Raw genomic sequence first — 12,671 nt, 5'->3', positions numbered from 1 at the left:
ACCGGTTCGTCTGCATTGGCTGAGGGAAAGGTGGGCAGAAGCCCACCTTGCGTAATGGCTGACATTTTCAGCGAAGCTTGTTTCACAACGTCCAGGCGATCAACGCGACCATGATCATCAGTGGAATGACCAGGGCAAACACGATGAACGTGCGTGGCGAGCCAAAGACCAAGCCGAACGGGTTCTGCCTGATCGCCGCTGCGGCGGCGTCTGCGTCGCCCTTGAATTGCGTCCTAATCTGATGCCAGCGCAACGCCACATACCCCACGGCGGACGCTGCAATGAACAGCAGGGCGATGCCGAAGGTATGATCCTCGCGCTTCAGCACAAGGAGAATGAGGGCCAGGGGAAGCAGCGCGAACACCATTCCTCCCGCGAAGCGCCACCAGCTGAGGCTTGCCTTGCGCTTGAACAGCATCTTCTTCCCCGCGCGCATGTTGAAGCCGAATGGTAGCCCGGGTAAGGCCGAAGGCCGCACCCGGGGATCGGAACAGCTCCGTGTAGTGCGCCCCGGGTGCGCTGCGCCTACCCGGGCTACGCCGCTATTCCGGCCCTTCTATCTCGCTGTCGAAGAGCCACCATCCTGCACCCGTGCCGTCGGGCAGCGTGACGATTTCATCATCATCCGAGGGAACGACAGCTTCGGGCGTACTGAGCGCTTTCATCTTCGGCTTAGAGCTATCGTTGAAGGCCGCAATTGCGGCGAGTGCCGCATCCAGATTGTTGCGTGCTACTGCCCGAATCAGATTGCTGGAGATGAAGTGGGTCGGCCCCCGATACCATGGCCAAGGCAGACTTCTTACTTGAACTCCAAGCTTTACGGTTAGGCCGCGCCACTCTACCTCGGGCATCGCATCAACAAGCTGGATGCTGCCACGAGTTTGCTCGGGGTCCACCAATGCAACTGCTAGTTCGAACTGGCCCGCAGCCAAAGCCCAGTTGGCGGTGTGATGACGCAGGAGAGCCAGCTTTTCGATGTCGCCCAGCTCCAGCCCCGGCTCTTCGGAAGGATCAACTACAACAGCCAAGCTTGGGCCATTTTCCACAAGTCCAAAGGTGACCGCATACTCGTTGGCCACGACAGCAGCCGCCCCGTGAGACTTTAGCCAGCTGGTACCTGCAGCAGTCTGCTCCAAACCATGTGCCAAGCCGCTTCTCCAACTTACATCGCTGGACTGCTTGAGGATCATGCCCTTACTCTCAAGCAGAACGACATTCTTGAACGTCCCTTTGGCGGCCATGAAGTCCGGCCGCTTGTTGAACGCTTTTGGCCCCGGAATCGGTGCTTTGAGCATTCCGCATCCAGCACCGAAGTCCACTACGGCAGACATCTTCAGCCCCTCCGTCGCATAGAGCCATGTCATGGCCTGACCCAAGTCACCTGCTAGTGCGGTTCGGGAAGAGTCGCGCAGCGTATCCAGTAGGTGAGGCTGAGCATGAAGCTCGCTGCCGCTCCATAAGCAAGCCTCGCGGACACGCGCATATGCCGCCAAGGCGCGCCAGAAGCCCGTCCTCTGGTCCGGCGCAAGCGTTGCTCCTGATCTGGCAAGAGCCATCGCCAGCTTGAGTGTGCTAACTACAACAGGAGCTTCGCCAAGACAGCCTTTTCGCAGGCTTCCGTTCTTTTTCCGCTCTGGCACCACATGTGCGCCGCTTGTAGCGACGTGTGAGTTCTCAAATTCCCAGAAACTTACATTTGCTTTTGACACAGTAGCTCCTGTGACATCCCTCTCTCTTGTCGTCCTGATGATGTATCGCTTCGCTCAACTCATCCTACTTTCTTCAAAAACTTACTCTGAAACCTGTTTTGTATCCCTCAGGGAAACATCGCTTTGAGCATGGCACGTGTGGCGTCGTCGTCCGCGCTGGACAAGTCTTCCAACACTGTCTCCAGCTCCACCTGCCTTACTTGGCTAAACTTCTCCAAGCGCGCCCCACGCGGCAAGAAGAAGAATGCCTTCATGCCTTCTTCCCAGTGACGCATGAGCACTTCCTGCTTGCGTGCCAACTCTCGGGGTTGACGCTGATACGTGACCTGCGCGATCACCTTGCGCCCATCGGCGTTGACGCCAAGTATGTCGATGTCGGGAAGCCCGCGACCTAGAGGCATCAGCAGGCGCTCAAGCTTGGCGGCGCTTCTCAGCCATTCGTAGCAGAGGACTTCATGTTGTCCGGGATGAAGGTTGCCGGGCTCCCTGGCGACGGAGCGTCCGTGCATCACGGCCTCTAGCACCCCTTTGCCTGCCGCCCATAGGCTGAGTGCGCCGTATGGCGGCTGGATCATCAGGATCGGATGATGGACATAGCGGACTTCCCGGACATCCACCAACTGCGCCGTCTTCAGGATGACCCCCGGCCGAAACTCCTCTGGCCGAATCTCTGTCCCGGGGTTGATACGCCCCACGAGCATGATGTCGGTGCCGTAAGCGGCACCAATGACGACCCCTTCATTGCAGTAGCTGCGCAGCCTGCCGATGGCGGCTTGCGCTGATCGCCACGGCTTTCCCTCGTGAGTGAGGTAGTCCTTGGGATCGACGGACTCGATGTCGTCGTAACGAAGCGCCACGAGCCGCCTATTGAAGAGCGAAGGAATAATCTCTCGCCTCAGCTCATCCTCACGCGCGCTATCGAAGATGTTATGACGGATGAATGCGTAATCCATTGTTGCGATTCTCTTGATGCTCTAGACAAACCAAGCGCGTGCACACCACTACATCTCATTTGCAACCCACACTTCGCGGCGTCACTGGATAACAGTCGTCTACTGATCTCCCGTCAAGCGGGCAATAGGTGTGGTTGGATCGCGCGGTGATTTGGGTCCAGCTACTGCCATCGCGATACAGGAGCGTTCCGCCGGCGCAGCGGTAGCCGGGCGGAACGGGATAGATGACAGCGACGGGACGGGGAGGAGGAACGGCGACTGTGCGGGGGGCGGCCTGCGCTTCGCGCTCCAGCTTGGCGGTTTCCTGCTTGAGCACCTGCAGCACCTGTTCGGCATCGCGGCGCGCTTGGTAGCGCTCGTAGGCGTTGAAGATCAGCAGTGCGGCGAGTACGCCGATGCCGACGGCCACGCCGATCTTCCAGGCGAAGCCGTCGTTGTCATGAGAGGGAGATGACAGTGACGGGCCGCGATAGGAGCGTGGACGAAACTCCACGTCCTGCATGTCCTTGTCGAACCTAGGCTCCTGACGTTCCATGGCATCCCCTTGCCTTGTCGTCCCGACTGATGGGTATCGCTTCGTTCAACCCATCCTACTCGCTACGAGCGCCGAATGAGCTGCGCCATCGGCCCGAGAACGAGACCCACAACGTTCTCGCTCGTGTAGACGGCATCCTTGACGGAGAGCATCTTGTCCCAGTGCCTTACGCGCTCTGACGCAACAAGCCACGCGTGATCTATGGTCGTCACAGATGACTCCATCTTCACCATGGCAAATATTCCATCAAAGAATGTGTCGAGGTAACCGTGCGCATTCTCCACCAGCATATCTAGTAGTTCGACCTTACGCCCGGAATGGACGTACAGATTGCGAGTTCTGTAGATCCTTCTCATCTGCCACTCTACACGTTGATCGTGAGTATCAAGAACCTTCCTTACCTCCCCCGGGGACTTGAAACGCTCGCGAATGTCGTTCCACCGATTGAGCAGCAATGGGTAGCTGGAAAGCTCTGTCAAGGCTTCATTCCTAGTCGCTTGATGAACGTCTAGGTACATCAGCTTAACGAGATTTACTCTGCTCAGATTTCCATCTTGATCACCAACATCGCGAAGCGCCTTCTTTACCAGCCTTGAATCGAATCTAAACATGTCGCTCAGCAAGTCATCAAAGATGTTGCACACATACTGGAGCCTCATTAAAGGCCTCAGCGTATCCGACACACTTTTAACGCGAGCGCCTCGCACGACCTTAGGAACGGAAGACTCTAGTGCAGACCAGAGATTCAGCAATTGAATGCTTGTTGAGCTAGTTCTTCCCGCAGCTCCATGGAGTCCAACAAGTCGATCAAACTGTTCCATCGACTCTTCTTCTAGCCCAAATTTTCGTACAGCCAACGCCATCTGTACGCCCGCCTTTGTCGGCCGAGCATCAAGCGTTCTCGACATGGCGGGAATTGGCGGACGAATCAAAGATCCTTGCGCCTCGCCTTTCTCCATCACCCACGCAAACTCACTCCAAGCTGGCAGAATTGCGTGATGAAAGAGGGAGTAGACGTTTGTAATACGCTCGATTTTCTCCTCTGCCCTCCTCCTGGCCGCAAACTTATCCATCGCTCTAATCTCAACAGCGATGAATATGCGTCCTGCCGCTTGAACTGAAAGCTTTTCCAGATCTTCAGGGGAAATTTCTGCGGGCGGAAGCTCGGCCACACTAGCGCCCATATCCTGAGATGCCTGGGCAAATTTCTTGAACAATTGAGACCCGGCAAACACGACCCTGTAGTTCTTCGCCTTTCCGTCAAATGCACTGAAGAAATCTTCCAGCCTCTGCTCGGGCGACTTGTCTTTTACCAGCTGAATTTTTTCGCGCAGAACCTCTCGAACAAATCTTCTCGTGTAGCCCAGTCTCAGCAAGCTCGTAACAAACGATCTTGCAATGAACCGAATTTCGTGCTTTTCACGACCTATTCTTACAAGGTCCCTAAGTGCGCTAACGCAAGTGTTGCAGTATTTTGCTGCAGCGAGGGACACCAAGATCAGTTCAAATCTGATCTTGCTCTGAGAAATGTTATCAGCCACGCATTCGTTGAGGAGCTTTTCGTAGTCGACGGGCAACAGGCTTTTTGCAATGACATCCTTCGAGATCATGAACCTCATCTCATCACGGATGTGTTCGAAGTTCCCCCTGTCGATGATTCCGGCATCGATATCTTCGACGACTTCAATAGCCTCAGCCGCGAGCGTGCTCGGATTGTGACTAGATGGCTTATACGTATCGAGCGTGTATTCAAACAGCATCTCGTCCAAGCACTCAGCGAAGAACTGATAACCCTCGTGTGAGCGATCATCTGCGAGACCCAGCAAGAGCGACTGTTTCATCCTGAGACCTCTCCTTTTTGCACCATCACCAAATCACTCGAAAAAAAGGGCTCCGAAGAGCCCTTTTTCCGCTTCATCCTTTAACTTAATCTCACCCGCACTTCGAATACCCACAGTTCAAGCACGTCGCACACCCGTCCATGATGACGAGGGCCTTGGTGTTGCACTTGTGGCAGAGCGTGGCGGAGGGCGGGAAGCTGGCGCCATCGCCGGTCACGGCGATGTCCTCGGCGGCGCCCTGCGCGGGCGCGGCCGGTGCAACGGTCACGGTTTCGGTGACGTCAGAGTTTTTTTTTGCGCGGTCTTCGTACTGCTTGCGCTTCTCGGCCAGGATGGCGCGCTGGTGCGCGCTCATTTCCGGGTCGTGGATCAGGCCGATCGACTTCATGTGCTCTTCGACGATGGCGCCCAGCTCGGCCACCAGCGACGGCATGTACACGCCACCGGCCTTGAAGTAGCCACCGCGCGGATCGAACACGGCCTTCATCTCGTCCACCAGGAACGTCACGTCGCCGCCCTTGCGGAACACCGCCGACATGATGCGCGTCAGCGCCACGATCCACTGGAAATGCTCCATGGACTTGCTGTTGACGAAGATCTCGAACGGACGGCGCAGCTCGTGCTCCGTGCCCGCGTTCAACACGATGTCATTGATGGTCACGTACATGGCGTGCTCCACCAGCGGCGACTTGATCTTGTAGGTGCTGCCGATCAGGACTTCCGGGCGCTCGATGCGCTCGTGCATCTGGATGATGTTGTCCTGCGGCACTTCCTTTTCCACCGTCTCGCGCGGCACCGACGCCACCAGGATCGCGGCTGCGGCTTCGCGCGCCTTGTCCTCGGGGGTGAGCACGCTGTAGCCCTTGATTTTCTTGTCGATCTTGACGGCCATGACGGTGGAATCCTGTTCGTATTCGGTGTGGTGTCGTGAATGGGCGGCGCCTGGCCTTCCGGGCCGGCCCCCGCCCCAACCCTCCCCCGGACCCGGGGGAGGAGGGGTGAAGCATCAGGTCTTACTTACGGGCGGCTTTTTTCGCCGCTTTCTTCGGGGCTGCCTTGCGGACGGCTTTCTTGGCCGCCTTCTTCGGCGCGGCTTTCTTCGCCGCTTTCTTCACGGGCGCCTTGCGGGCGACCTTCTTCACTGCCTTCTTGGCGGCCTTCTTGACCGGCGCCTTCTTGGCGGCGGCCTTGCGGGCGACCTTCTTCACCGCCTTCTTGGCGGCGGTCTTCTTGGTGGCGGCTTTCTTGGTGGCCTTCTTGGCGGCCGACTTCTTGGTCGCCTTCTTGGCCGTCTTCTTGCCGGTCACCTTCTTCTGCAGGCTGGCGGCTTCGGCCTTGGCGGCGCTGCTGGCGGCGGCCAGCTTCTTCTTGGCCTTGGCGACGGTCTTCTTCACCGCCTTGGTGGCCTTGTCGGTGCGCTTGGCCACGGCCTTCTTCGCCTTGGCGATGTCGGCACTGACCGTCTTGCGCGCCTTCTTGGCCGCCTTCTTGGCCTTGGCGACCGTCTCGCTGGCGGTGGAGGCCACCGCTTCGCCGATGCCGGTGACTGTTTCTTTCACGCTCTCGGCGGCGCCGGAGAGCGTCGCCGTGACACCATTACCGTTGCTCATGTTGCCCTCCTAGTGGGCGAGTGGGTTGACGCTGCCGATGCTATACCCGATAGCGCGGGGTGGAACGGTGAAGCCGGTGAATCGTTTGTTGCTTTTCCTTCTCCCCGCGGGCGGGGAGGGGTTCTTTCTTTCCCTTCTCCCCGCTAGCGGGGAGAAGGTGGCCGAAGGCCGGATGAGGGGCCGCTTTTCGCGAGGAGCAAGAGCAACTCGCTGCGCTCGCTCCCCCTCACCTGCCCTCCGGGCATCCTCTCCCCGCAGGCGGGGAGAGGCGAGAAGCAGGTTCCTCAGAACTTGCCGTAATACCCTTCCTTCAACGCGTCGAACAGGTTGGCGGCGGTGTGCATCTCACCGTCGTACTCGATCTGCTCGTTGCCCTTCACCTCGATGGTGCTGCCGTCTTCCAGCTCGAAGCGGTAGGTGGTGTTCTCCAGGTCCGCTTCCTTCACCAGCACGCCCTGGAAGGCGGCGGGGTTGAAGCGGAACGTGGTGCAGCCCTTCAGGCCCTGCTGGTGGGCGTAGCGGTAGATGTCCTTGAACTGCTCGTACGGGTAGTCCGTGGGCACGTTGGCGGTCTTGGAGATGGAGCTGTCCACCCACTTCTGCGCGGCGGCCTGCACGTCGACGTGCTCCTTGGGGGAGATGTCGTCGGCGGCGATGAAGTAGTCGGGCAGCTTCGCCTCCGGGTCGTCGGAGAACGGCATGGCCTTGCCGTTGACCAGCTCGCGGTAAGCCAGCAGCTCGTAGGAATAGACGTCGACCTTTTCCTTCGACTTCTTGCCTTCGCGGATCACGTTGCGGCTGTAGTGGTGCGCGAACGAGGGCTCGATGCCGTTGGAGGCGTTGTTGGCCAGCGACAGGCTGATGGTGCCGGTGGGGGCGATGGAGCTGTGGTGGGTGAAGCGGCTGCCGACTTCGGCCAGCTCGTCCACCAGCTCCGGGGCCACCGTGGCCACGCGCTGCATGTAGCGGCTGTACTTGGCGTGCAGCACCTTGCCGGGGATCTCCTGGCCGACCTTCCAGCCGTCGGTGGCCATTTCCGGACGCTGGCGCAGCATGGCGGCGGTGACGGCGAAGCGCTCTTCCATGATCGGGGCCGGGCCCTTCTCCTTCGCCAGGGCCAGGCCCATTTCCCAGCCGGCCACGGCCATTTCGCGGGCGATGGCTTCGGTGAACTCGCAGGACTCGGCGCTGCCGTACTTGTGCTTGAGCATGGTCAGGGTGCTGCCCAGGCCCAGGAAGCCCATGCCGTGGCGGCGCTTGCGCAGGATCTCCTGGCGCTGCTGTTCCAGCGGCAGGCCGTTCACTTCGACCACGTTGTCGAGCATGCGGGTGAACACGCGCACGACTTCCTTGTATTCCTCCCAGTCGAAGCGGGCCTGGTCGGTGAAGGGGTCGCGCACGAAGGTGGTCAGGTTGACCGAGCCCAGCAGGCAGGCGCCGTACGGCGGCAGCGGCTGCTCGCCGCAGGGGTTGGTGGCGCGGATGGTCTCGCACCACCAGTTGTTGTTCATCTCGTTGACGCGGTCGATCAGGATGAAACCCGGCTCGGCGTAGTCGTACGTCGAGACCATGATCATGTCCCACAGATGACGGGCACGGATGTGGCCGTAGATCTTGCAGGCCACCAGGCCGTCGTCGCGGACGATGTAGTTCTTGTGGGTGGGCCACTCGCGCCAGACGACCTGGGCGGCGTCTTCCACGTCGATGTCGCCCTTCTCCTTGATGTTCACCGGGAACACCAGCGGCCAGTCGGCGTCGGTGTCGACCGCTTCCATGAAGCCGTCGGTGATCAGCAGCGACAGGTTGAACTGGCGCAGGCGGCCGTCTTCGCGCTTGGCGCGGATGAAGTCCTTGACGTCCGGGTGGGAGATTTCGAACGTGCCCATCTGCGCGCCGCGGCGGCCGCCGGCGGAGGACACCGTGAAGCACATTTTGTCGTAGATATCCATGAAGGACATCGGGCCGGAGGTGTAGGCGCCGGCGCCGGCGACGAAAGCGCCCTTCGGGCGCAGCGTGCTGAATTCGTAGCCGATGCCGCAGCCGGCCTTGAGGGTGAGGCCGGCTTCGTGGACCTTGTCCAGGATGCCGTCCATCGAGTCCTCGATGGTGCCGGACACGGTGCAGTTGATGGTGCTGGTGGCCGGCTTGTGCTGCTGGGCGCCGGCATTGGAGGTGATGCGGCCGGCCGGGATGGCGCCACGGCGCAGCGCCCACACGAAGCGCTCGTACCAGTAGGCGCGCTTCTCGGGGGTGGCTTCGGCATCGGCCAGGGCACGGGCCACGCGCTGGTAGGTACCGTCGATGTCGGCGTCGAGGGCCTCGCCCTGCTTGGTCTTCAGCCGGTACTTCTTGTCCCAGATGTCCTGGGACGCCGGTTGCATGGGGACCAGGGTGGGCTGTTCCGTCTTGATCGCCTCGAGGCGCACCGTACTCATGGTTGTGTTGTTCTCCTGAAAACGACTGGAACTTCTAATGGCTGTGGTGGCGGACGGGCCAGGGCCCGTCCCGGTATTTCATCGCGGTCCCGGACGACGGGGACGGCACGCCGGGCGGCCGCACTCGCTGCGCCGCACCGGTGGCCGGATTGTGGAGGTGGGACCTGCCGTTACCGTGGTGCCCACTGCTTCCCTCGCCCTCATGCGCCAATCCCCAAAGGCGCCCGATTTCCCAAGCGCAAAGCCCGCAGGCGTTGTCGACAAAAACACCAGTGCTTGGGTCCGCCCCGTGCTGGACCGCAACATCTTGTGTCAGCACGAAGCCGCCAAACTACGCCCGGGGTTCCCCCCTGTCAACCGGATTGACATGACAATTGCATGGCGTCCACCCCACCGTCCGTCATACCGCGGCGGGCGGCATCGCCCACCCGCAGGCGGTGAACTTCATTGCAGGTTTAGGGGTCGGTCAGCAGACTCATTCAGGTTCGCGGGAAGGCCGCCGGCCCCCGTTCCCTTCGACGCCACGAGCTGACGACCGACCATGAAGAACGCGCTGCGCCCGCTCCCCACCCTGATCGCCCTGACCGCCGCCGCCGCCTTCGGCGGCTTTGCCGCTACCGGCCTCAACGAGCTGTTCCAGCAACCGGCCCAGGCCGCGCCCAGCGCCGCCGCCGTGCCGATGGCCGCCGCCCTGCCGACCACGGTGGACGGGCAGGCGCTGCCGTCGCTGGCGCCGATGCTCAAGCGGGTCACTCCGGCGGTGGTCAGCGTGTACAGCCGGCAGACCGTGCGGGTGGCCAGCCCGCTGGGTCCGTTCGGCGATGATCCGGTGTTCCGCCGCATCCTGGGCATCCCCGACATGCCGCGCGAGCGGGTGGAGCGCGCGCTGGGCTCGGGCGTGATCGTCGATGCCACGCGCGGCTACGTGCTGACCAACCACCACGTGGTGGAGAACGCCGACGGCGTGTCGGTCACGCTGAGCGACGGCCGCCAGGTGGAGGCCGAGTTCATCGGCTCGGACCCGGACACCGACGTGGCGCTGATCCGCATCCCCACCCAGGGCCTGACCGCGGTGCCGATGGCCAACAGCGACCAGCTGCAGGTGGGCGATTTCGTCGTCGCGATGGGCAACCCCTACGGCCTGGGCCAGACGGTGACCTCGGGCATCGTCTCGGCGGTGGGCCGCAGCGGCATTCCGGTGGCCGGCTACCAGAACTTCATCCAGACCGACGCGTCGATCAATCCGGGCAACTCCGGCGGCGCGCTGGTCGACCTGCAGGGCCGGCTGGTCGGCATCAACACCGCCAGCTTCAACCCGCGCGGCAGCATGGCCGGCAACATCGGCCTGGGTTTCGCCATCCCGATCAACATGGCGCGCGGGATCATGGACCAGCTGATCGCCAACGACGGCGTGGTGCGCCGGGGCACGTTAGGGGTGGAATCGCAGGACCTGGACGAGCGCACCGCGCGCGCCCTGGGCCTGGACCTGCCGCGCGGCGCGCTGGTGACGCGCGTGTATCCGGGCTCGGCCGCGGCCACCGCCGGCCTGCAGCCGGGCGACGTGGTGCTGTCGGCCAACGGCCAGCGCATCGACAACCGCGCGGCGCTGCACAACTTCGAGGGCCTGCAGCCGGTGGGCACGCGGGTGGCGCTGGACGTGCGCCGCGACGGCAAACCGCTGCAGCTGAGCGTGGCGCTGAAGGAAGGCGTGCGCAACGCCGAGGGCGCCACGATCGACCCGCGCCTGAGCGGCGCCACGCTGAAGGAACTGGACGAGTCCGCGCGGCAGCAGCTGCGCGGGCTGCTGCGCGGTGCACAGGGCGGCGTGCAGGTCGACAACGTGGTGCGCGACAGCCGCGCCTGGAACAACGGCCTGCGCCCGGGCGACATCATCGTCGGCAGCAGCAGCGGCGAATTCGGCGACCTGCCGGGCTTCCGGGCCAGCTTCGAGCGCAAGCCGGCGCAGCTGGTGGTGCAGATCCTGCGTGGACGCGGCACGGGGCGGCTGTTGATGCAGTGACGGTGGAGCAGGAGTGAGTGGAGAGGAGTGAGAAGTGAGTGCCTTGCCCCGCTGTCCCGCTCACTCCTCACTCCTCCCCACTCACTCCTCGCTCCAGCCACCTAACAGCGCGTTCACCGCCGTGCATTACAGTGGCCCCATCCCCCGCCTGCAGGAGACACCCATGAGCATGCCCACCAATACCGATGCCCTGAAGTCCAACCTCGGCGAAGCCGGTTCGCACCTGGCCTCGGCCGCCGCCGCGGCGGGCGAAGCGATCAAGGGCGCCGCCAGCGCCGCCGGCGATGAACTGCGCCTGGGCAAGGCACACGTCAAATCCGAACTGGCCGACGGCGCGCTGTCGGGTCTGGCCGCGGCCGAAGCCGGTGGCGGCGCCGCGCGCGAGCAGGTCGATGCGCTGATGGACAAGGGCCGCGACCTGATCGACAGCGCCGCCGACCTGATCCGGGAACGCCCGATCGCCTCGTTCGGCGTGGCCTTCGCCGCCGGCTGGATCATCGCCAAGCTGGCGCGCAGCGGCGGCGGCGACAAGTAAGCCTGCCGCGTGAGCGACGCGCCCCGCGACAACGACGTGCCACCGCCGCCAGCCTTCATCGACAGCCTCAAGGAGGTCGGTGAAGCCGGGCGCGCTGCGTACGGCTCGGCCAGGGACACCGGCCGCGCGATGCGCGCGCTGGTGTCGGCCGACTTCGCGTTGGCGCGCAGCGCCTTCGGGCGTGCGCTGGCGTGGGCGTGTGTGGCCATCGTGTTCGGCGCCTCGGCCTGGCTGCTGATCACCGGCGCGCTGATTGCGCTGATGCAGCGGTTCGGGTTTTCGTGGCTGCAGTCGCTGTCGCTGGCGGCCTTCATCAGCCTGGCCATGACCGCGTTCGCGGCATGGCGCGTGGGCCGCTATTTCGACTACACCGGCATGCATGCCACGCGCCGGCAGCTGTCGCGGCTGGGGCTGTTCGACGAGAACGGCAACAGCGACGAAGACGAAGCACCGCCCGCGACGCCGCCGCCCGGCAACGGAGGCCCCTGATGCGCTTCGAACAGTTGCGGCAGCACGTGGCCCGGGCCGAGAAGCGGGTGGAACTGCGCAGCGCGCAGTCCTCGCTGTACTGGACCATCCTCAAGCAATCCTGGCGTGAAGGCTGGACACCCGGCCGCATCGTCATCGCCGGGGTGGTCAGCGGCTTCCTGGCCGGCCGCGCCGAGCCCATGCGCGCGATGAGCGGCGCGCGCTGGATGCAGATGTTCACCGCGGTCTCCAGCTTCATGGCCAGCGCGCAGGCGGCGGCCGCAGCGGAGACCGCCGAGCAGGCCGCCGACACCGCGCAGGATGTGCAGCAGCAGGCCGAGGGCGTCACCGACGACGAACCGATGGTGGACGAGGTCTTCGACGAGGACGAGATCGTCGTCACCGCGCCTCGCCCGGCCGAAGCGGCGACCGAGCTGTCCGAGCGCTGACAGCGCAAGTGGGTGTGGGAGCGACGTAAGTCGCGAGCTCTTTGCTGCGCCACGATGGGCCTGCGCCTGGTATGCGGGTGAACGCCTCCCGTGCTTGGCCAGCGGCGCCCCGTCGC

Annotated in this window: 12 protein-coding genes; 4 read left to right on the top strand and 8 right to left on the bottom strand. The window is 62.8% G+C overall.

The annotated features are described in order from the left end of the window. Positions 1-82: 82 nt before the first annotated feature. The 8 genes from ASD77_RS08190 to ASD77_RS08160 all read right to left on the bottom strand — a co-directional run bounded on the left by ASD77_RS08190 (position 83) and on the right by ASD77_RS08160 (position 9,083). Entirely contained in the window at positions 83-436 is a 354-nt protein-coding gene (locus tag ASD77_RS08190; protein WP_055939815.1) for a hypothetical protein, read from the bottom strand. 106 nt (positions 437-542) lie between these two features. Then, positions 543-1,709, bottom strand: coding sequence for a hypothetical protein (locus ASD77_RS18095; RefSeq protein ID WP_235578496.1), 1,167 nt, complete (start codon positions 1,707-1,709; stop codon positions 543-545). 107 nt (positions 1,710-1,816) lie between these two features. Then, positions 1,817-2,662, bottom strand: a complete 846-nt coding sequence (locus tag ASD77_RS08185; RefSeq protein ID WP_055939813.1) for a hypothetical protein — start codon at positions 2,660-2,662, stop codon at positions 1,817-1,819. Positions 2,663-2,717: 55 nt separating this feature from the next. Further along, positions 2,718-3,197, bottom strand: coding sequence for a hypothetical protein (locus tag ASD77_RS18090; protein WP_156383520.1), 480 nt, complete (start codon positions 3,195-3,197; stop codon positions 2,718-2,720). A 62-nt stretch (positions 3,198-3,259) separates the two neighbouring features. Then, positions 3,260-5,038, bottom strand: a complete 1,779-nt coding sequence (locus ASD77_RS08175; protein ID WP_055939809.1) for a hypothetical protein — start codon at positions 5,036-5,038, stop codon at positions 3,260-3,262. Between the two features lie 91 nt (positions 5,039-5,129). After that, positions 5,130-5,930 (bottom strand): NrdJb, encoded by an 801-nt coding sequence (locus ASD77_RS08170; protein WP_055939807.1) that lies wholly within the window; start codon positions 5,928-5,930, stop codon positions 5,130-5,132. 121 nt (positions 5,931-6,051) lie between these two features. Next, entirely contained in the window at positions 6,052-6,648 is a 597-nt protein-coding gene (locus ASD77_RS08165) for a hypothetical protein (RefSeq protein ID WP_055939805.1), read from the bottom strand. A 284-nt stretch (positions 6,649-6,932) separates the two neighbouring features. Then, the gene (locus ASD77_RS08160) at positions 6,933-9,083 is read right to left on the bottom strand and encodes an adenosylcobalamin-dependent ribonucleoside-diphosphate reductase (RefSeq protein WP_055939803.1); all 2,151 of its coding nucleotides are present in this window, start codon (positions 9,081-9,083) and stop codon (positions 6,933-6,935) included. A 553-nt stretch (positions 9,084-9,636) separates the two neighbouring features. Here ASD77_RS08160 and ASD77_RS08155 point away from each other — a divergent pair. From ASD77_RS08155 to ASD77_RS08140, 4 genes are all read left to right on the top strand, one after another. Beyond that, positions 9,637-11,103 (top strand): Do family serine endopeptidase, encoded by a 1,467-nt coding sequence (locus ASD77_RS08155; protein WP_055941185.1) that lies wholly within the window; start codon positions 9,637-9,639, stop codon positions 11,101-11,103. Between the two features lie 169 nt (positions 11,104-11,272). Beyond that, the gene (locus ASD77_RS08150; protein WP_055941183.1) at positions 11,273-11,638 is read left to right on the top strand and encodes a hypothetical protein; all 366 of its coding nucleotides are present in this window, start codon (positions 11,273-11,275) and stop codon (positions 11,636-11,638) included. A 9-nt stretch (positions 11,639-11,647) separates the two neighbouring features. After that, positions 11,648-12,127 carry a hypothetical protein gene (locus tag ASD77_RS08145; protein WP_055939801.1) on the top strand — a complete coding sequence of 160 codons (480 nt, stop codon included), beginning with the start codon at positions 11,648-11,650 and terminating at the stop codon, positions 12,125-12,127. Continuing rightward, on the top strand, positions 12,127-12,555 hold the full coding sequence (locus tag ASD77_RS08140; RefSeq protein WP_055939799.1) for a hypothetical protein: 429 nt from the start codon (positions 12,127-12,129) through the stop codon (positions 12,553-12,555). Before ASD77_RS08145 ends, ASD77_RS08140 begins: the two co-directional genes overlap by 1 nt. The last annotated feature ends 116 nt before the right edge of the window (positions 12,556-12,671 follow it).

The organism is Pseudoxanthomonas sp. Root65 (genome assembly GCF_001427635.1).
In the GTDB taxonomy this organism is placed as follows: domain Bacteria; phylum Pseudomonadota; class Gammaproteobacteria; order Xanthomonadales; family Xanthomonadaceae; genus Pseudoxanthomonas_A.
This window is presented reverse-complemented; position numbering and strand designations above follow the sequence as displayed.

Coding starts and splice junctions, on each gene's coding strand:
- ASD77_RS08150 (WP_055941183.1), top strand. CDS start 11,273: ATGCCCACCAATACCGATGCCCTGAAGTCCAACCTCGGCGAAGCCGGT.
- ASD77_RS08160 (WP_055939803.1), bottom strand. CDS start 9,083: ATGAGTACGGTGCGCCTCGAGGCGATCAAGACGGAACAGCCCACCCTG.
- ASD77_RS08140 (WP_055939799.1), top strand. CDS start 12,127: ATGCGCTTCGAACAGTTGCGGCAGCACGTGGCCCGGGCCGAGAAGCGG.
- ASD77_RS18090 (WP_156383520.1), bottom strand. CDS start 3,197: ATGGAACGTCAGGAGCCTAGGTTCGACAAGGACATGCAGGACGTGGAG.
- ASD77_RS08185 (WP_055939813.1), bottom strand. CDS start 2,662: ATGGATTACGCATTCATCCGTCATAACATCTTCGATAGCGCGCGTGAG.
- ASD77_RS08170 (WP_055939807.1), bottom strand. CDS start 5,930: ATGGCCGTCAAGATCGACAAGAAAATCAAGGGCTACAGCGTGCTCACC.
- ASD77_RS08190 (WP_055939815.1), bottom strand. CDS start 436: ATGCGCGCGGGGAAGAAGATGCTGTTCAAGCGCAAGGCAAGCCTCAGC.
- ASD77_RS08175 (WP_055939809.1), bottom strand. CDS start 5,038: ATGAAACAGTCGCTCTTGCTGGGTCTCGCAGATGATCGCTCACACGAG.
- ASD77_RS08165 (WP_055939805.1), bottom strand. CDS start 6,648: ATGAGCAACGGTAATGGTGTCACGGCGACGCTCTCCGGCGCCGCCGAG.